15 protein-coding genes are annotated in these 19,685 nt (G+C 43.2%); 4 read left to right on the top strand and 11 right to left on the bottom strand.

Annotated features, from left to right (window positions below; all coding sequences use genetic code 11):
- Positions 1–149 precede the first annotated feature (149 nt).
- The 4 genes from H0266_RS09720 to H0266_RS09705 all read right to left on the bottom strand — a co-directional run bounded on the left by H0266_RS09720 (position 150) and on the right by H0266_RS09705 (position 4,209).
- A complete protein-coding gene (locus H0266_RS09720) occupies positions 150–1,229 on the bottom strand; it encodes a DctP family TRAP transporter solute-binding subunit (protein WP_181472203.1) in 1,080 nt (359 codons plus the stop codon).
- Positions 1,230–1,264: 35 nt separating this feature from the next.
- Positions 1,265–2,530 (bottom strand): TRAP transporter large permease, encoded by a 1,266-nt coding sequence (locus H0266_RS09715; RefSeq protein ID WP_181472202.1) that lies wholly within the window; start codon positions 2,528–2,530, stop codon positions 1,265–1,267.
- A gap of 30 nt (positions 2,531–2,560) precedes the next feature.
- Positions 2,561–3,118, bottom strand: a complete 558-nt coding sequence (locus H0266_RS09710) for a TRAP transporter small permease (protein ID WP_181472201.1) — start codon at positions 3,116–3,118, stop codon at positions 2,561–2,563.
- 224 nt (positions 3,119–3,342) lie between these two features.
- Positions 3,343–4,209, bottom strand: coding sequence for a GNAT family N-acetyltransferase (locus tag H0266_RS09705; protein ID WP_181472200.1), 867 nt, complete (start codon positions 4,207–4,209; stop codon positions 3,343–3,345).
- Positions 4,210–4,334: 125 nt separating this feature from the next.
- Between H0266_RS09705 and H0266_RS09700 the strand changes: the two genes are divergently transcribed.
- Positions 4,335–4,517, top strand: coding sequence for an SE1832 family protein (locus H0266_RS09700; RefSeq protein WP_181472199.1), 183 nt, complete (start codon positions 4,335–4,337; stop codon positions 4,515–4,517).
- A gap of 48 nt (positions 4,518–4,565) precedes the next feature.
- Here the strand turns inward: H0266_RS09700 and H0266_RS09695 are convergent, their stop codons facing one another.
- Complete coding sequence (locus H0266_RS09695; RefSeq protein WP_181472824.1) at positions 4,566–6,419, bottom strand: cation:proton antiporter; 1,854 nt, start codon at positions 6,417–6,419, stop codon at positions 4,566–4,568.
- A 323-nt stretch (positions 6,420–6,742) separates the two neighbouring features.
- Here H0266_RS09695 and brnQ point away from each other — a divergent pair, with 323 nt between their 5' ends.
- Positions 6,743–8,053 carry a branched-chain amino acid transport system II carrier protein gene (gene brnQ / locus H0266_RS09690; protein WP_181472198.1) on the top strand — a complete coding sequence of 437 codons (1,311 nt, stop codon included), beginning with the start codon at positions 6,743–6,745 and terminating at the stop codon, positions 8,051–8,053.
- 67 nt (positions 8,054–8,120) lie between these two features.
- On the opposite strand, the gene H0266_RS09685 is transcribed toward brnQ, so the two are convergent.
- The 5 genes from H0266_RS09685 to H0266_RS09665 all read right to left on the bottom strand — a co-directional run bounded on the left by H0266_RS09685 (position 8,121) and on the right by H0266_RS09665 (position 14,400).
- On the bottom strand, positions 8,121–9,833 hold the full coding sequence (locus tag H0266_RS09685; RefSeq protein ID WP_181472197.1) for an S-layer homology domain-containing protein: 1,713 nt from the start codon (positions 9,831–9,833) through the stop codon (positions 8,121–8,123).
- A gap of 193 nt (positions 9,834–10,026) precedes the next feature.
- The gene (locus H0266_RS09680) at positions 10,027–10,893 is read right to left on the bottom strand and encodes a transglutaminase family protein (RefSeq protein WP_181472196.1); all 867 of its coding nucleotides are present in this window, start codon (positions 10,891–10,893) and stop codon (positions 10,027–10,029) included.
- A gap of 21 nt (positions 10,894–10,914) precedes the next feature.
- Positions 10,915–11,877 carry an alpha-E domain-containing protein gene (locus H0266_RS09675; protein ID WP_181472195.1) on the bottom strand — a complete coding sequence of 321 codons (963 nt, stop codon included), beginning with the start codon at positions 11,875–11,877 and terminating at the stop codon, positions 10,915–10,917.
- Complete coding sequence (locus H0266_RS09670) at positions 11,870–13,330, bottom strand: circularly permuted type 2 ATP-grasp protein (RefSeq protein ID WP_181472194.1); 1,461 nt, start codon at positions 13,328–13,330, stop codon at positions 11,870–11,872. Before H0266_RS09670 ends, H0266_RS09675 begins: the two co-directional genes overlap by 8 nt.
- Positions 13,331–13,467: 137 nt before the next feature.
- Entirely contained in the window at positions 13,468–14,400 is a 933-nt protein-coding gene (locus H0266_RS09665) for an NADP-dependent oxidoreductase (protein WP_181472193.1), read from the bottom strand.
- Positions 14,401–14,517: 117 nt separating this feature from the next.
- Between H0266_RS09665 and recQ the strand changes: the two genes are divergently transcribed.
- Positions 14,518–16,665, top strand: coding sequence for a DNA helicase RecQ (recQ, locus tag H0266_RS09660; RefSeq protein ID WP_181472823.1), 2,148 nt, complete (start codon positions 14,518–14,520; stop codon positions 16,663–16,665).
- Between the two features lie 62 nt (positions 16,666–16,727).
- Here recQ and H0266_RS09655 read toward each other — a convergent pair whose 3' ends face one another.
- On the bottom strand, positions 16,728–18,206 hold the full coding sequence (locus tag H0266_RS09655; RefSeq protein WP_181472192.1) for a catalase: 1,479 nt from the start codon (positions 18,204–18,206) through the stop codon (positions 16,728–16,730).
- A gap of 171 nt (positions 18,207–18,377) precedes the next feature.
- On the opposite strand from H0266_RS09655, the gene kynU reads away from it, so the two are divergent.
- Positions 18,378–19,658 carry a kynureninase gene (kynU, locus tag H0266_RS09650; RefSeq protein ID WP_181472191.1) on the top strand — a complete coding sequence of 427 codons (1,281 nt, stop codon included), beginning with the start codon at positions 18,378–18,380 and terminating at the stop codon, positions 19,656–19,658.
- Positions 19,659–19,685: the final 27 nt, after the last annotated feature.

The following is a 19,685-nucleotide window of genomic DNA, read 5'->3' as shown; positions in this document are numbered from 1 at the left end:
CGAGCGAGGAAGCTCACCGCCTCCTGCGGAAAGGGAGTCGTTTCCTCGCCACCGGCCCCTGCTCATCTTGGAAAAACCGAAAGTGGCTTTCGCAGGCACACTGAAAAAGCTCGCACCTTCTAGGGTGCGAGCTTTTCTTTTGATGCTTCTTATTCTGTTGCTGCACTAATTTCCTCTTGCAGCTTGTCTAGAATTTCACCATCTACTGTCGATACATTTTCACGGTAGAAATCTCGGACTGGCATTGCTTTATCTTTGAACATTTGACGTTGTTCTTCTGTCAATTCAACAATTTCAGTCGGATTCTCTTCATCGTTGCGAATCGTTTCTAACCATTCTTCGTTTTGAGCTTTCTGCTCATCAAAGACCCACTGTTGCATTTCTTGAACGGTTTCATCAACCATTGTTTTCATTTCATCATTCAAGCCTTCGTACCACTCTGTGTTAACGGTCGTCATCGCTACATAGTTGTTGTGGTTTGATACCGTCATATAATCCTGAACTTCATAGAATGACGCATCGCCGATGAAGAAGATCGGGTTTTCTTGACCTTCTACCGTACCACGGTCAAGAGCCGTATAAAGTTCTGACCAACTCATAGGTGTCGGTTCAGCATCATAAGCACGATAAGATTCTAAGATAAGCGGAGACGTTTGTGTACGCATTTTGAAGTTCTGGAAATCCGCTGGCTCTTCTAAAGCTGTTCCAGAAGATGTCCACTGCATCGCACCCTCTGTCCAATAAGATAGCGGGGAAATACTGAACTCCTCATAACGCTCACGAAGGTCTGTGTTCAATGCTTCACTATCATTCAATATTTCTTGTGTCTTCTCAACACTGTCTGGGAACAAGAAATGCAATGCGAAGATCTGACCTTCCTTAACCATGTTCCCTGTAAACCCTGGGGACATAACGGCCAGTTCTACAGCTCCATTTTGCAGCTGTTCTACTTGGTCTGTTTCACTTCCTAGTCCACCGAACTCATAAACATCAATATTAACGGCGCCATCAGATTTTTCATTCATCCGTTTCGCGAATTCTTCAGCATACTCATATTGAACCTGGCCATCCACTTCTTCTGTCACAAAGCGCCAGTCATACGTTTCTCCACTACTTCCTTCTCCACCATCAGCACTTCCCCCTTCATCGCCACCACAGGCAGCTAGAATGGTACTAAGAACCAATAGGGTTATAAGACTTAAGACATGTTTCAATTTGAACATGATCATGACCTCCCCAATTTTTTATAACAGCTTCCACTCTTCTAAAGAAGAAGAAGTGAAAGTTCCTCAAAGAATATTAACAATATTGAAATGGCAACCATCATGACAATGTATGGTGGTGTGCCTTTAATCACTTCTAAGTAAGGCTTATTAAAGACGGCGCTGGCTGTAAATATATCCACTCCAAATGGAGGTGTTGCCGAACCTAACGCTGCCTGGAATGTAATGACTACCCCTAAGTGAACAGGATCGATTCCAGCGTCCATAGCGGCTGGATAGAAAATCGGCGTCAAGACTAAGATGACCACAATCGGGTCCACGAACATACAGCCGACGAAGAAGAAAATCGTCACCATCAGTAATACGTAAACCGCACTTGGATCAGCACCTAACACAGCCTCCGAAATCATCTGCGGTACACGCGCAAAAGAAATGACCCATGTGAAGGCTTGCCCACCTGCAACGAGTACGAAAACGGCTGAGGTCACTAGGCCGGTCGATCTTGCAATTTTAGGTAGTTCTTTAATATGAATCGATCGATAAATCAGAACCTCTAGAACGAAAGCGTAGAGTACAGACATTCCTGCTGCTTCTGTTGGACTGAAGAGTCCTGTGTAGATTCCGCCGATAATAATGACTGGAAACCCTAATGGTAGTATCGCTTTCCGCGTTAATTGCCAGCGTTCACTCCATGTTGCTTTGTTGGCTAATGGAATGTTCGCTACTTTAGCATACACGATGCTGTAAATCGCAAAACTTAAGAAAACAATAATACCCGGGATAATACCAGCGATGAACAAGTCACCTACAGATGTTCCAGAGACGAGACCGTAAATAATCATCCCGATACTCGGTGGCACAAGCAACGCGACGTCACTGGAGTTGATAATTAAGGCCATTGCTGTGGGATCTTTATATCCGATTTTCAGGAGACGCTCTCTCATCGGCTTACCAATGGCGACAACCGTAGCTTGAGTCGACCCTGATATCGCACCGAAAAGGGTACAGGCTGCAGCCGTTGTCACCGCGTATCCGCCTCGGATATGACCAATGAATGAACCGATAAAATCAAGCAATCGATTGGAGGTCTTACCTGTCGTCATAATATCGGCAGCGAAAATAAATAAAGGTACAGCTAGTAAGACATAAGGTTCTATTCCTGTAGAAAATTGCTGCATTAAGATCATAGGGTCCAAGTTGGGAAAATAGATGAACATGACGATGAGTGGTGCAACCATCAACGGAATCATCATCGGAAAGTTTAATAGTAACAGGACCACCATGATGGTTAGTAGAGTCGCGACCATGACGTTATCCTTCCTTTTGCTGTATTTAAATTACAAGTGTGTTTCTTCAACTATTTCCTCTTTTTCTTTATCATTATAGTCTTTAGCATCTGTACCCAAGTAGACCGCGTCACGGTCTTTAATATTGATCCACATGTTCCTCAAGAACTGGACTCCCCCAAGGAAGAAACCAATAGGGATAAACAGATACAAGTAATATTTCGGCATTTGAAGAGCTGACGTTACCGTACCGTCTTCGTAAACGTTCACGACATATAAAGCTGAATAGTAAGTAAGTAAAAATAAAACAATAGATGTTACGAGTGGAATAAGTATAGAAAGAACTTTCCGCGCTTTGAATGGCGCCAGATCATAGAAAGCAGACATACTAATGTGACGTCCCTTCCTCGCGGCATAACTAATCCCCATAAAGGTCGCGACGACAATCGCAATCTGACTGACTTCATCAGCAAATGGCGGAGTATAACTGAAAATCGCTCGACTCAGGGCTTTCCCGACGACCATTAAGGCGATAATGATGACTGCGTAGCTTAATATGAATTCTTCTAGTTTAACTATGAAATTGTCTATCAGCTTAAATAGCTTCAAAGACGTACGCCTCCTCCGTCGTGTGAATGAAGATTTAAAGGGTCAATTACTAAATATCATACCGAACAAGACACGAACACTCAAACTAGTTTGTACAGAATATTTTATTTATTTTGTTTAAATATAACGTTGAGTATCGTTTGTACCAATTATTTGGATAAATTGATACAAATACCTACTCAATGGTACATAATGCTCCATATTCTCTCTTTTTTTGATTGAATCTATTTTTCGTCTGTTCCTTTTAACGTTTGAATGTGATAAACCACTGAATTCCCAGCCCATACATACCCGATCCTCTTATAGATGGAATTCGAAGTGGGATTGTCTAAATCCGTGTATAACGAGCAAAATTGGTAGCCAGAATTAAGGAGCTTCTTTGATAAATGATAGGTAGCCTGGGTGGCGTATCCTTTTTTCTTAAAATGGTCTGGCGTGTAAACTCCGTTTATCGTTACCCCATTCGGAGTGACACGAGCTTGGTTCACCATCGAGACCGGCTCACCGTCAACTACCCAAAGGTGCATCTTTTGATCACTGATCATCGACTCCGCCGTTTGCTCTGCCTGCTCTTTCATCATGGGTTCATCCAATTCAATGGCATATTGCCGAAACCACTGTTTAGCAAGGGATAGATGAGACTGATCCGCTACAATCAGTTCACCTGATTGTAGATCAATCGGTCTAAGTTCGTCTAATCGATAAATCCCTTGTCTCATATGTAACTGTGCACTGAATTTTCCAGCTTGCTCACAAGCGTCGATAAACCACTGGACGGCTTGTTGCTCACCCAGCACACCCGGTAATTCTAAATTGTTCTCAACTATGAAGTGGACGAGTCGCTCTATTGTTTCCTGTGAAGTAGTTGATATAGAAGGAAGAATCCATAGGTGTGGCGGGGTTCTCATAGCCATAGAAACGATTCTCCCATGGTCTTTAATATAAATGAGGGACGGAGGTTGCTCTGATTTACTGTCTGGAAAATTCTTCAATAGACCAAGCGGTAAATTATTTTCTGCTTCTCGTTTTACTAGTAGACTTTCTACCTCTTCCTTACATGATTGAACATCTTGTGTGTGATAAATATTCATCTTCTTCTACCCCATTCCTTGTTTTATTAAACTAATTTTGATAACATTCTGAATTATAATTGGAATTAGGTACCATTATAATAGCTTGGCATGGCCACTACAATAAAAGAAAAGGGAGTGATCACATGACCGAAAAGGAGATCCAAGATGAAATCACCTTTCTAAAAGCGGATTATATCCGAATTCAAGGTGATCTCGACAAGTTAGAAGCGGCTGGTGGGAATGTTCAGAAAGCAGAGCAACAGCTGGCTAGTATGGAAGAACAACTCAAAAGCCTAAACAAGCAATTGGCAGAAGCAAAAGCCTGAAATAAATGAAAAAGAGAGCCGCCCCTAAAAAGGGCGGCTCTCTTCCATTTATTCATCATTCTTTTCATGACGTTGCTCTTCTAGACGTTCTTGAATACGTTCAAACTCTTTACTCGGTGGAGTCAAGGAAACGACGACATCACCAGTCTCGGCTTTGTGATCAATTTCATGACTGAAGAACTCAATTTTACCGGATGGCTTCTTAATCAATAATAATAATGCGGCGTCATCGATGTTCGTTAAATACTTCTGATACGTGTATTGCTCTGTGATATTCGTTTTCCTGAATACATAGCCATTCTCGACCATTGTATTCAACTCTTCCCATGAGGCACCTTCCTTGAATAGAATACGGCCTCCAATGGTGTGGACAAGGTCTTCTAGATTGTCGCCTTCTTGATCACTTAAACTCAGTTGGAACAAGTTGTTTCTACCAAACTCAGGCACAAATGTCGTACACACTAATGCATTATAGGAATCAAGCTCTGTACCCGCAATCAAATACTCATAAGGCGTCATATCAAGGTAATATTCGGTCTGCTCAGATAAGATCTCTCCATGATAGGATTTTATACCTCGTGAGCGTGCACTTGAAAGTCGCTCCCATGAGGAATCAGAGATCAATACCGGAACTTTCAACTCTTCTAACGTCTTTGCAAGTCCAGTGGAAAACTGACTCCCCCCTGATATTAATACTCCCGGAGGACCTTCTGTTGATAGGCCTAGTTTTTTGGCCAACCAGCTGATACTGAATCCATGAGCCACTACGGTCGTAAACACGAGGGCGAATGTAATCGAGATGAGAATCGACGCATCTTCAAAGCCAGCTTCGAGTAGGATACTTGAAAAATAACTAGCAACGGTTAAAGCCACAATTCCTCTTGGTGCAATCCAACCGACTAGCAGCTTTTCTGATTTAGACAAATCCGTTCCCCATGTTGATAGGAAGATGGACAAAGGTCTAACAACGAATAACATCAACAGCACAAATGCAATGGTCTGGAAGTTAAAGATTTGCAATAACGTCTCTTGGGTTAGAGATGCCGTCAGCATGACAAAGATTGTTGATATTAATAATAAGGATATGTTCTCTTTAAAGTGTCTCATATCCGCAATAGAAGAAATGTGCATGTTCGCAAGCGTCATTCCCATAGCGGTTACGGAAAGAAGGCCTGTTTCATGCGTCACTTCATCAGCTATGGTAAAGCAGGCGATTACGACGGTGAAGACCATTGGAGATTTCAAGAATTCTGGAACATAGCCTGTCTCGAACATCCACCCGATTCCTTTACCGCACCCGTAGCCCAGAATGACTGCAAATATAGAGGCCAAGAAGAACATAAATAAAGCAGATGGATTCACATTGGTTCCCAAGATGAATTCAATGATCTCGAAGGCGAAAACAGCTAATAAAGCACCGATTGGGTCGACGATAATACCTTCCCACTTCAATATTTTCGCAGGTCTCGGTTTAAGCTTTGCCTGCCTTAATAAAGGAAGAATAACGGTAGGTCCTGTCACAATGAAAAGACCCCCAATAACGAAGGCTACAGCCCATGACAAGCCAGCTACATAGTGAGCGGCAAACGAGCCGAGAATCCAGCTCAAGAATGCTCCGAAGGTTACAATCCTGAATACAGGTCGGCCTAACCCTCTTACCTCTTTGAAGTCCAGGTTCAAACTACCTTCAAACAGGATGACAGCGACGGCTAACGAGATGATCGGTTTATAAAGTTCACCGAAGTCTTGCTCAGGGTTCATTAACCCAAGTACCGGACCTGCTAATAACCCGGCAATCGACATGATGACGATAGCTGGTAAACGAAAGCGCCAAGCTACCCATTGAGAAGCAATACCTAAAATACCTATAACCATTAATTCAAACAGTAGCGAATCGATCATGTACGTCTCCCTCATCTCCACGATTGTATATGTAGCCATATTCTATATGCCTATTCTGCATATGTAAACTATATTGAATTCAAAATAAAACGATCAACACCAAAGAAAGCGTTTACTTATATGGGAATCATAACCTTTTAAATTTTCTAAAAAAAGATTGACAACCCTTTTTGGCATTGTTAGTATTACGGCGTTGCATTAAAAACAATCATATTTTTTGTATAATTTTGTCATCAATTCATTTATGATCAGACCGCTCATCCTTGGATAGGGAGAGCTTTTTTTACGCAAAATAACAAACATCCTAGAGGGGGAACAGACTTATGAAAGCAAGAGATACCCTGTTTATCGGGTTCACTTTATTCGCTCTATTTTTCGGAGCCGGGAACCTTATCTATCCTGTCACTCTGGGCTACGAGTCCGGATCTTCATATTATGCAGCAATTATCGGCTTTGTGCTAACGGGTGTAGGGATTCCGATCATTACTGTTGCAGCTATTTCATTTTTTAAGAATGGGGCTACTCAACTGGCTGGACGTGTCCATCCACTATTCGGCTTTTACTTCACTTCGTTAGTTTACTTAGTGATCGGTCCATTCTTTGCTATACCGAGGGCAGCGAATGTCGCGTTTGAAACTGGAATCGTTCCTTTCATTAACGGATCTTCACTTACGCTATTTATTTACTCTATTATCTTCTTTATTCTCGTTTATTGGGTCAGTTTAAACCCTTCTAAGCTAGTTGATCGAATTGGGCAGTTTTTAACGCCTGCTCTTTTCCTAGCTATACTGGGGTTAGTTATAGGAAGTTTCTTTTTGTTGGACGGCACAGCTCAGCCTCCTAGTGAGAAATACCAAACACAACCATTCGTAAGTGGGTTCCTAGAGGGTTATCTTACGATGGATGCTATTGCAGCTTTAGCCTTTGGGATCCTTGTCGTGACTTCTTTCAAGGACCGAGGAGTCACGGATCAAAAAGAATTGACTTTTAAAACCATCAAAGCAGGACTTGTAACAGCCGTTGGATTAACCAGTGTGTACGTGGCCATTGGTTGGATCGGTACAAAAATGGCTACAGAAGGGAATTACGACAACGGCAGTGCCATCCTCGCCGGTGCAGCTAATATCATGTATGGACAGCCTGGTACGCTATTACTAGGTATCATCGTTGGACTAGCCTGTTTTACGACTTGCGTGGGACTGACTGTTGCGTGTGGACAGTTTTTCTCCAAAAGAATTTCTTTCCTGTCTTATAAATCCGTCATTATCATTGTAACGCTCATAAGTTTCGGTGTTTCCAACATTGGATTGAGTCAAATTATTTCCTACTCTGTTCCCGTGCTTGTCTTCATGTACCCGATCACCATTGTTCTGATTGCCCTTACTTTCTTAAGTCGTCTGTTCAATCATTCCACTTACGTCTACCGAGGGGCCATCCTACTGACAGCCATTGTTGGATTGTATGATGGTTTAGTCGCCTTTGGATTTGAGGTTTCTGCTCTGAGATCAATAATCAGTCCGTTGCCACTCTTTGATTATAGCTTAAGCTGGGTTGTCCCTGCACTGGTTGGTGGATTGATCGGATTAATCTACGATAAGTTGAAAGGGAAGCCAACTGGATCGGATAGTTATTGATACTGAATCTATTGATGAAAAAAGTGCAGGTGTTGGAATGACACCTGCACTTTTTCTAATGGTTCTTTTATTCTGCTGTTTCGTGTAGAACGAATACTACTTTAGCTGCTTGAGCACGTGTTGCATTCGTTTTAGGGTTGAATTTATTACCTGCACCACCAACCATTATTTCAAGTTCTCTCGCCGCATCTACATACGTGTCGAACTGAGGGCTGATTTGGGCTTCGTCGGCATACATATAATCTTCAGAAGTGATGTAGTCCGCTTCTGTCCAATACTCATAAGCGCGAATGACCATTGCAGCCATTTGTTCACGAGTAATTGGTGTGTTCGGTTCGAATTGTGTTTCAGATACACCCGCTGTAATACCAGCATCATACGCTGCTGCTACTTCCGCTTTGAACGTATCCGATACATCAGTGAACGGGATATCCATATCTGATTCAAGATCCATCGTTCTCACGATGAAAGCGATGAACTGGCCACGCGTAACATCTTCACCTGGGGCAAACATGTTTTCCGTCACACCATTGATCACACCTTTTTCAACGAGTGGGTAAATGAAGTCTGCTGCCCAGTAATCTTCTGGCACATCTTCAAACATCATCATGTCTGGTTCTTCCATCATAAACATGTCAGGGAACTGATTGACGATGGCACCACTGAATAGTTTTGCTGGCGTGAACATGTGGGCATAACCTTCTCGAGCTGAATCCCATACTTGTTCGTAATCTTCTGCTACATAAGAATCAAAAGCTGTAACCAGTTGGTTCACGTGTGTTTGAAGACCTTCTGCAAGACCTTCCGCTGGTACACGGTCACCTGTAGCTGTGTTCATAAACTGAGAGAAATCTTGACGATACTGATCTAACTCATCTAACGCTTCTTGCTTGGCTTCTTCATCTTCAGCTCCTGTAGCTAACACATAGTCTACAAAGTAGCCAATGTGACTGCTCCAAAGTGCTTCGAACTGTTCGCCACCCTCTTGACCATAGACAGAAGCGATCGTCGCCGCTAGTTCTTCTGTGTTCTTATTAAGGGTTGCTGCATTTGCATCAAATTCAGCTGATCCTTCAATACCATTCTGCATCGCTTGTAAAGCTAGAGCGAAGTGTTCGGATAGGAGGAAGTTCAAGCCAGAACGCAATTCAGCTGCTGGAGTTACGGCTCCGTCGCCTGCGATAGCTTGAGATAGCAATTTACTCGGTCCGTACATGTGGGCCATTGCTTCACTTTGCAGCTCGAATGCTTCATCATAGTCTTCTTCAACATACTCGGTAAAAGCACCAATCAGTTGTGAGATGTGTTCGTCTAATCCGTTAGCTAAACCTTCTTGCGAAATACCTGAAATTCCTGATAATGCCGCCGAGAAGTCTTCTTTATACTGCTCAAGGTTGTCCAGCGCCTCGATTTGGGCGTCTTGATCTCCTTCAGCTGTTGCTACAACGTAGTCCACGAAGAATCCGATATGATTGCTCCACGCTTGATTGAATGCTGCAGCTGCATCATCACCATAAGCACCGCGAATCGCTTCTGTTAATCCTTCTGTGTTCTCATTAAGAGCTTCAACGGCTTGGTTATAATCTTCGTCGCCATTGTACCCTTTTCTCATTGCTGTAATCGCCAAAAACGCATGTTCTGAGAATAGACGGTCAAGTGACGCTCTCAATTCGACGGCTTCCGTCTCTACCGTTGGCTGATGATCGTCGGCAAAGACTGTCCCTGTAGGCATCATTAGCACGAGGGCTAACAAGACAAGGATGATAGATTTTAATTTCAAATGAGTTCCTCCTCCGTATTGGTTCACATTCGCTACAGAAGGTTGTTGTATGTACAAGTTGTGTTTACTTAGCTTCCCTAAATGAATGCGATAATCTCTATATACCACCCTAAATATTAACTAAACACACCTATGTAGTAATTTCGACATATTCAAACGAAAAAGAGCATGAGACTGTGGTCTCACGCCCTTCTTATTTGACAGAATTTTTTGTATCGATTTGTGTAACGCTTACTTTTACATCTAGATTTTGGCTTCCTCCCCTATAAACTCCTTGCAAAGGACTGACATCTGCATAATCCCTTCCCGTTCCGATTCGTATGTGTTGCTCTAGCGCTTCCACATTGTTCGTCGGATCGAGACCAATCCATCCAATTCCAGGAACCATCACTTCTACCCATGCATGTGTAGCAGCGTCTCCGATCAGGGCTGAATCTTCTCCGACGTATAAATACCCACTCGCGTAGCGTGCCGGAATCCCTTGTGACCTCAAGACTCCAATCATCACATGCGCAAAATCTTGACAGACCCCTGCTCTATTAGGCCAGCACTCATACGCTTTCGTGCCTACTTGAGTGGCGGTCGTATCGTAAAACATCGACTGATTCACATACGCCATTAGATCCAGTGCAAACCGAACAGGGTTAGAAGAGTCTCCGACGGCTTGAACAATTTCTGAGATTTGTTCCTTATAAAGAAATGTATAAGGTGTCTCATTTAGAAAGGCTAAATAATGACTATGGAACAGTTCGGAATGGAAGATTTCCCTCATTTCATCCGAGTATTGGATCATTCGTATGAATGGACTCTTCTGGATACTTACTGTCGACGTCGTTTTCACTGTTAAATGTTCATGCTTTTCTGGAATAAAGAACGTTTCCACATGGTTGCCCCACAGATCAATGTGTTCCTTGGTCATGGAGTTAGGGACGATTTCTGTATGATATTGAAGTACACGTTGACATTCATCCGACCTTGGCTTCAACCGAATATGATTCATACTTTGATCGACAAAGTTCTCATAGTAAAACGTATTTGTATGCTCGATTCTGTATTTCATCGTTTTCCTCCTAGCTGACTTTCATTTCACCCTCACCGGCTCAACAAGATAGTACGTTTCAGAAAACGCACGACTCAATGCCATACATCGGTCTTGGAAATGATCTAAAAACTTCATCAGCTCTTCCATATTCATACTGTCTATATCCGCTTCTGCAATTTCATCTTGAATTCGATCCATCATCGCAAATAAGCCTTCCGAGTAATGCGATACCTTTCCACCCTCAATACGGTCGACGGCATCCTTTACATGGTTGATACAATATTGAATCGAGCGAGGGAATGTCGACTCTTTAATCAAGAACTTCAATACATTTTTCGTCTCCATCGTAGGCGGATGATCCTTGATGTAAGCATCATATCCATTCAAGTACTGTAAAGCCGTCAGCCAGTAATAATAATTATCTGTACTCTTATTGGCCTCTTTACGATTCTTTTCGCAAAAGACGTTAAGTACACGGGCGATCTTCTCTCCTCGCTCTAGCCACTTCCCAACTTTGATAAACGTATACGGCAGATCTCGACTCATAGTTGATTCAATGACGCCTTGAGCGGTCATGGATGTCCGCATAACATTCTTTAAATATTGTTCCGTGTGCTGCCTCGTATCCGGACGTTCTTGCCATTCCTTCTGATCGAGGTGAAATTCATTCAGGACTTCCCACAACTCATCCGGAATCATGTCCCTGGTTGCTTTCGCATTTTCCCTCGCATAAATCATACAATTCATAAATGAGTTTACATTCAACGGACTGATCGCTAAATATTGTATGATCGTATCTTTATCAATACGATCATAACGCTCATAGTAATCTTTTATTGAGGCACAAATCTCCAATACTTCTTCCCAGTCTCTGTCTAGCACTTGCTGATCCGTTGCTTCAAGCATATGAATCATCTGAACACTCAAGACCCTTGAATTGTTCTCTGCCCTCTCAATATTCCGCCCCATCCAATAAAGAGAATCGGCAACACGACTAAGCATGGCTGTGTCCTCCTTCTGTTAAAATCCACGTATCTTTTCCTCCGCCACCTTGGGAGGAGTTGACCACAAGTGATCCTTCCTTCAAAGCCACTCTCGACAGACCACCTGGAAGAACATGCGCTTCTTCACCATTCATGATAAACACTCGCAAATCGACGTGGCACGGGTAAAAGCGGCCCTCTTGGTAAGCAGGTGCTCGCGAAAGCTTAATGGTCGGCTGCGCAATGTATTGGTTCGGCTTTTCAATGATCTTTTGCCTGAAGACATTGCGCTCCTCCTCACTTGATTGAGGACCAATCAACATGTCATAACCACCCGATGCTCCGACGTTCTTGATGACCAACTCTTCCAAGTGGTCTAGTACGTACTCTAATCTCTCCGGGTCACTTAAGAAGTACGTTTCTACATTCGGAATAATCGGCTCCTCATTCAGATAAAAGCGAATCATATCAGGAACATACACGTACATGGCCTTATCATCCGCTACACCATTTCCTATTCCGTTCAGAATCGCAACATTCCCCTTCTTATAAGCCCGTAGCAACCCACTTACCCCAAGAGCGGAGTCTGGTCGGAAAGCTTCTGGGTCAAGGAAGTCATCATCGATTCGTCTATAAATGATATCGACTCGCTTTAATCCTCTGATGGTTTTCATGTAGACAATATCGTCTTTCACTACTAAGTCCCTTCCCTCTACCAGCTCCATGCCCATTTGCTGCGCTAAAAACACGTGGTCATAATACGCGGAATTGTACATGCCAGGAGTGAGTAACACGGCCGTCGGCTTCGTTCGGGGGTCCGCGTTTTCTGGCACATGACTTACGACGGTGTTATACAGTTCTGAGAATTGATGTTCTAGTGTTTCGATAGAATGCTCAAAAAACAGTTCTGGATAGACCTGCCTCATGACATAACGGTTCTGGAAGACGTAACTCATTCCAGAGGGGTTTCTCAAGTTATCCTCCAGCACACGATATTCACCGTTCTCGTCACGAATTAAATCTACACCAGCGAGAAAGACATGATTTTTCAAAGGAATATCTAAACCACCTACTTGCTTGTGGTAATAGTATGGATTATTTTCAACGAGTTCCCTCGGTATAATACCGGCATCTATAATTTTTTGATCATGATATAAGTCATCCAAGAAGTGATTCAAAGCGGTTAATCGTTGCTTCATCCCTTCCTCTATCTTCTCCCATTGTGGTTTCGGGATGATGATCGGTACGAAGTCGAACGGCATCGTTCTCTCCGTTCCACCAGTATGGTTGTACACAGTAAACGTGATGCCTTGTCTCAAAAAGTTCAATTGAGCTGTTTCGTGTTTTTCACGCAATTCCGTATCCGTAAGTTGTTCGACGAGCTCATAAAACCATTGGTAATGGCGCTTCGGAGATCCATTGTTCCCTATCATTTCATCAAAGAAAATACCTGTATCATAATTCTTTAGCAACTTGCTCCCCCCACTTCCCGTTTTAATGGTTCTATACCCTATTTTACCGCACCTAGGCGATTAATTGTATGAATATTTCAAATACGACAAATGATGACAAAAAAAGACCACCCTCTCAGGTGGCCCGTGTGATACATTTATATCGTAATCACAATTTTTCCTTTTGCATGGTGACTTTCACTTACTTCATGGGCATCTCTTAAACCTTGTTCTGTCAAATCGAATCGATGTCCGACTACAGAAGTTAACTGTCCGTTCACCATCATATCGGCCAGCTTAGCCAGTTGCTCGCCTTTCGGATCGAGGAAAACGAATCCTGCTTTCACTCCGTGTTTTTTCGCTTCTTCTTCGTCTGGTGGTTGTACAATGGACACTAGGCGACCACCTTCACTCAGAACAGAATAGCTCTTCGATTGGATTTCGCCTCCTAATGTATCGACGACAATATCGAAGTCCTCTAGAACTTCTGTGAAATCTTCCTCTTTATAATTGATAAAGCGATCTGGTCCTAACTCTTCCACCCAGTCTTGATTCTTCCCACTTGCGGTAGTAGCTACATAAGCTCCTAGTGCCTTAGCAATTTGGATAGCATAGTGGCCAACACCTCCGGAACCTGCATGAACAAGAACCTTGTCCCCTTCTTGAATGTTCGCAAAATCAACGAGACACTGCCATGCCGTCAACCCTGCCAATGGAACAGCGGCCGCTTCTTCAAATGGAATATTCTCAGGTAAATGCGCAAGTAAATTTTCTTCGACTGCTACATACTCTGCATAAGTTCCCAGTCGAGTCGTTGCGGGTCTGGCGAAGACTCTGTCACCTACTTTGAAGTTCTCTACGTTAGATCCCACTTCTTTCACAATTCCTGCAGCATCCCACCCGAGTATAATCGGGAAATCAAACGTCAGGTGTTCCTTCATGTATCCTTCTCTTACTTTCCAATCAATCGGGTTGATGGACGTCGCTTTCATCTCGACAATCACTTGATTATCTTTTGGTTTCGGTGTCTCTATTTCTTTTTCAACTAATTGTTCTTTTCCTCCATATTGTTCAATAACAATCGCTTTCATGTTGTCACGCTCCTCTGTTTTTTTACCTAGTTAGACAAAAGTATTTTTCCCCTTTGATAAAAAGTAAAACGTGATAAGATGGGAAAAGACTCAGCAAACGAATAAAGGATGATCACGATGATGGAACAAGCTCAACGTTTACTGCAAACGTATTACGGTTTTTCCTCCTTCCGACAAGGACAAGAACAAGCCATTCAAGAAGTGTTAAACCATAATAATACGCTAGCCGTGATGCCAACCGGCGGAGGAAAATCGCTCTGCTACCAAATCCCTGGACTGACTTTGCCCGGGACAGCGATTGTCATTTCCCCTCTTATTTCACTCATGAAAGACCAAGTCGATGCCCTTAACGCTTATGGGATTTCGGCTACTTATATAAACAGCTCACTCTCTACAGAAGAACAGAGAGAACGAATTCGAAATATGGAACAGGGACGCTATCAGTTTGTGTACGTCGCTCCTGAACGCTTTGATTCCGGACACTTCCTTGGAACCATTCAACGCATGCAGCTTTCGTTAATCGCTTTTGATGAAGCACACTGTATCTCCCAATGGGGGCACGACTTCAGACCAAGCTACCGATCGATCGTGCCCACTTTATACCAAATCCCGAACTTACCGGTGCTCATGGCCCTGACTGCTACAGCGACCCAAGAGGTCATTCGAGATATAAAACAGCTGATTGAAGTGAGTGATGATTCGGTCGTGAATACCGGATTCGCTCGAGAGAACCTTTCTTTTCGAATGATCAAAGGCCGCGACAAACGAGATTTTGTACAAGAATACTTGAAGAACCGCCCCCAAGAATCAGGAATCATTTACACAGCCACGAGAAAAGATGCCGATCAACTACAGCAGTTTTTATCGAAACAAGGGTTCGCAGCAGGTAAATACCATGCCGGTATGTCCGAGAATGAACGAAAAGACATGCAGACGAAATTCGTACAGGATGAAGTAACCACAATCATTGCGACCAACGCGTTTGGAATGGGAATTGATAAATCAAATGTTCGTTATGTCATTCATTATTCGATGCCCATGAATATCGAATCGTATTACCAAGAAGCTGGTCGTGCAGGTCGTGACGGTGAACCCGGGGACTGTGTACTGTTATTTTCCAGTCAGGATATTCAATTACAACGATTTCTGATCGACCAATCACCTGTTGAAGAGAAGAAGAAAGAAGAGTACGTGAAGCTACAGGCCATGGTGAATTATTGCCACACTCATATGTGCTTGCAACAATATATCCTTGAGTACTTTGAAGATCCGAATGCCCATGAACCCTGCGGTAAGTGTTCTAACTGCACGCACGCAGGAAAAGAAAAAGACATGACTAAGGAAGCGCAAATGGTGCTTTCCTGCGTGAAACGAATGGGACAATCCTTCGGGGCTGGTCTGACGGCCAAAGTGTTGAAAGGATCTGCCAGTCAAAAAATCAAACAGTTCCAATTTCAGAATCTACCGACGTATGGGTTGATGTCAACCTATACAGAGAAACAAATTACACGATTCATTCATTTCCTGACAGCAGAAGGGTTTCTAACTCCCGGCGAAGGACGTTATCCAAGACTTCAACTCACTTCAAAAGCACTGACCGTACTGAAAGGAGAGCGTCCTGTTGTGATGCTCGTTGAAGCAACGACAATGGACGTAGAAGAAAGCTATAACCTCGAATACTTCGAGGAGTTAAGGCAATTGCGGAAGTCGATTGCAGGTGAAGCCGGCCTGCCTCCTTATGTCATTTTCTCCGATTCAACCTTGAAAGCCTTCACGATTTATTTACCTGAAACGAAATCAGAAATGCTTTCGGTTAAAGGGGTCGGTGAACAAAAATGGGAGAAGTACGGAGAGCCATTCTTAGAGCTTATTCGCCCTTGGGCTGAACAAGTGGATGAAAAACCTAATCAAGTAGAAAAAACGACAAGTATGAAACCTACAACTCAGTCCTCCACTTCCGGTGAAGCAAGCCACCTCATCACATACAAAATGTGGACGGACGATGAGCAGGACATCCAAGAAATCGCCAAAGCGAGAGACATGAGTACCCAAACGATTGAAAATCACCTTTTTAAAAGCGCAGACGAAGGGGAGTCGATTGATTGGTCAAGGTTTTTCAACGAAGAAGAGGAGCAAGAGGTATTGAGAGTGTTCAATGAATTAGAAGAAAAACGGTTAAAGCCATTGAAAGAGTCACTTAACCTGCCCCTTTCCTATGCTCAAATCAAAGCCACCCTTTATAAGAATGATTTGTGGAAAACGTGATGAAAAATGCAATAGAATAAAAAGAAAAGCCGCCCCGCAATGGGCGGCTTTTCTTCATGATTTTATTTTTGTGCGTAGCCTTCTTGAAGGACTTCCTCCAAATTGAGCTCCATCGCTTCAGCTAGACGCGCAGCTAAATCCTCATCGGCTTGGTTGAAGTTGTTAATCGCAAGGCGAATCGTGCTTTCATGAACTCCTGCTTCCCAATCCGTTTTAATGTTGTAAATCAAGTGATCTTTCTCTTCGTCTGTCATACTTCGATAGTGTTTGCCTGCATGAGTAAAATCATCCGGCTTATCAATCTTAGATCTTGTAATGACAGCACTTACGTGTTTTTCGGATTCTTTATATTGTGGGTCCTCCTTAGGAGTGTGGCTATAACGGTTCGGCTCGTAGTTTACACGAGGCGAGTGAGACATTTGCATCGGACCGTCCACATTATAGTTATTCACTTCTGCCTTAGCACGGTTGACTGGAATCTGTTGATAATTCGTTCCTAAACGGTGCATGTGTGTATCATGATAAGAAACGAGACGACCCTGCAGCAACTGGTCTTCAGATGCTTCTACACCAGGAATCATCGAGCTCGGTGTGAAAGCAGCTTGTTCAATTTGAGCAAAGAAGTCTTCTGGGTTTTTGTTCAACGTCATGGTTCCGACTTTATGATACGGGAAATCTTCTTCGAACCAGTTCTTCGTTGAATCAAGTGGGTTGAACGAGAATGAATCCATGTCTTCTGGAGATAGCAATTGGACATATAGCTCCCACTCCGGATAATCTCCATCTTCAATATCAGACCATAAAGAAGTAGAAGCGAAATTGAAGTCTTTCGTCGGCATGTTATCAGCTTGATCGCGAGTTAGATTCTTCAATCCTTTTTTCGGTGACCAGTGATATTTCACATATGTGACATCCCCTTCATGATTGACCCATTTGAAGGCGTGTACACTGTTCCCTTGCATGTGCTGGTAACCTGCAGGCGTTCCCATGTTACTCATGAGCCAAACCATCATATTCGTCGCTTCAGGGGATTGAGTCGTGAAATCCCAATAACGGTCTGGATCTTGGACATTGGTCGCCGGATCCGGTTTGAATGAGTGAATGACATCTGGGAATTTGATGGCATCTCGAATGAAGAAGATCGGTAAGTTGTTTCCTACAAGATCATAGTTCCCATCTTCCGCATAGAACTTTACGGAAAATCCACGCGGATCACGCAGAGACTCCGGTGAGTGTTTGGAGTGGGCAACGCTTGAGAAACGCGCTAATACTTCTGTTTCTTGACCTTCCTCTTGGAAAATCGATGCTTTTGTATATTCTTTCATACTGTTCTCTAACTTGAACGTTCCAAACGCACCAGCACCTCGGGCGTGTACTACACGCTCAGGAATTCGTTCACGGTCAAAACGAGTCAGTTTTTCATATAGGTGAAAATCTTCCAGAAGAACCGGACCATTAGGGCCAACGGTCTTCGAGAATTGGTTATCGCCAACGGGAGCACCATAGTCGGAGGTTAACTGCTTTTTCTTTTCATCAGACAATCGATCATCTCCTTTAAAAAAATCCGACGCACTATGTATAAAGCTGCGCACGCTTTATCAGTACCCGATTGAACTCAGATTAAAACGATTACAATCAAATAACTTGTTAATTTTTCTATTTTTTTCTCATGACGCTCGTTTTCTTCTATAATGGAACAAGGAGGGATTCAGATGACGAAAGAAACGATTACGAGACAAACCGTAAAAGAACTCGATCAGCAAGATTCCTTACAATCATTTAAATCGGAGTTCTACACTCGAGACTCCCATTATTATATGGATGGTAACTCGCTTGGGTTATTATCCAAGCGAGCCGAACAAACGGTGCTACGCTCTTTGCAGGATTGGAAAGAACAGGCCATTGATGGGTGGACAGAAGGACGGGAGCCGTGGTTTTACATGTCCGAAAAAATAGGCGAAATGACCGCTCCTCTCGTTGGTGCGAAACCACACGAGGTGATCAACACAGGATCGATTACCACAAACTTACATCAATTGATCGCCACTTTTTATCAACCTGAGGAGAAGCGGACCAAAATTCTAGCCGATGCTCTTAATTTCCCGTCTGACATCTACGCATTACAAAGTCAAATTGAACAAAAAGGTTTACGACATGAAGAACAACTCATTCAAGTAGAAAGCAAGGACGGGTACACGCTTGATGAGAATGACATCATTGAACAGATGGACGAGCAGGTCGCTGTATTGCTGCTCCCTTCGATCTTGTATCGAAGCGGTCAGCTTTTGGATATGAAACGAATCACAGAGGAAGCACACAAAAGAGGCATCATTGTCGGATTCGATTTAGCTCATTCGATCGGAGCCATTCCCCATGAACTGCACGATTGGAATGTCGACTTTGCTGTTTGGTGCACTTATAAATATTTGAATAGCGGCCCTGGAGGCGTCGGAGGGTTATATGTACACGAACGTCATCTTGGTCAAAAGCCAGGACTAGCTGGCTGGTTCAGTTCGAAGAAAGAGAAACAGTTCGATATGGAACATACCCTTACCCCTGCAGAAACAGCAAGTGCGTATCAAATCGGTACCCCGCACATCCTAAGCTCCGCTCCATTGCTCGGGTCACTGGAGTTATTTCATGAAGCAGGTATGGATTCGATTCGTCAAAAATCATTGAAACTAACCCGCCTTCTTATGAACCTGATTCACCAAGAATTGAGTGACTTCGGATTCCAAATCGTCAATCCGCTTGAAGATGAACGACGCGGTGGACACGTAAGCCTTGTTCATCCAGATGCAGCGAGTATTTGTAAAGCTTTAAAAAGTGAACGTGTGACGCCAGATTACCGTTCACCAAATGTCATACGCCTTGCCCCGATCGCGTTGTACACTTCTTTTGAAGACGTCTATGATACGGTCATGATCTTGAAGGAGATTATGAGTTCTGGTAAGCATAAGGATTTCAAGAATGAACGTGGCATTATCGCTTAATATGTAATCCTTATTTTCGAGACTATT

The sequence above is a fragment of the Halobacillus locisalis genome (assembly GCF_013694105.1).
In the GTDB taxonomy this organism is placed as follows: domain Bacteria; phylum Bacillota; class Bacilli; order Bacillales; family Halobacillaceae; genus Halobacillus; species Halobacillus locisalis.
The sequence above is the reverse complement of the archived record's forward strand: the minus strand, read 5'-3'. Positions and strand labels throughout refer to the sequence as shown.

What these genes read in the sequence shown, in the direction of transcription:
- H0266_RS09720 (WP_181472203.1), bottom strand. Translation starts at nt 1,229, where the DNA reads ATGATCATGTTCAAATTGAAACATGTCTTAAGTCTTATAACCCTATTG.
- H0266_RS09715 (WP_181472202.1), bottom strand. Translation starts at nt 2,530, where the DNA reads ATGGTCGCGACTCTACTAACCATCATGGTGGTCCTGTTACTATTAAAC.
- H0266_RS09705 (WP_181472200.1), bottom strand. Translation starts at nt 4,209, where the DNA reads ATGAATATTTATCACACACAAGATGTTCAATCATGTAAGGAAGAGGTA.
- H0266_RS09700 (WP_181472199.1), top strand. Translation starts at nt 4,335, where the DNA reads ATGACCGAAAAGGAGATCCAAGATGAAATCACCTTTCTAAAAGCGGAT.
- H0266_RS09695 (WP_181472824.1), bottom strand. Translation starts at nt 6,419, where the DNA reads ATGATCGATTCGCTACTGTTTGAATTAATGGTTATAGGTATTTTAGGT.
- brnQ (WP_181472198.1), top strand. Translation starts at nt 6,743, where the DNA reads ATGAAAGCAAGAGATACCCTGTTTATCGGGTTCACTTTATTCGCTCTA.
- H0266_RS09680 (WP_181472196.1), bottom strand. Translation starts at nt 10,893, where the DNA reads ATGAAATACAGAATCGAGCATACAAATACGTTTTACTATGAGAACTTT.
- H0266_RS09675 (WP_181472195.1), bottom strand. Translation starts at nt 11,877, where the DNA reads ATGCTTAGTCGTGTTGCCGATTCTCTTTATTGGATGGGGCGGAATATT.
- H0266_RS09665 (WP_181472193.1), bottom strand. Translation starts at nt 14,400, where the DNA reads ATGAAAGCGATTGTTATTGAACAATATGGAGGAAAAGAACAATTAGTT.
- recQ (WP_181472823.1), top strand. Translation starts at nt 14,518, where the DNA reads ATGATGGAACAAGCTCAACGTTTACTGCAAACGTATTACGGTTTTTCC.
- kynU (WP_181472191.1), top strand. Translation starts at nt 18,378, where the DNA reads ATGACGAAAGAAACGATTACGAGACAAACCGTAAAAGAACTCGATCAG.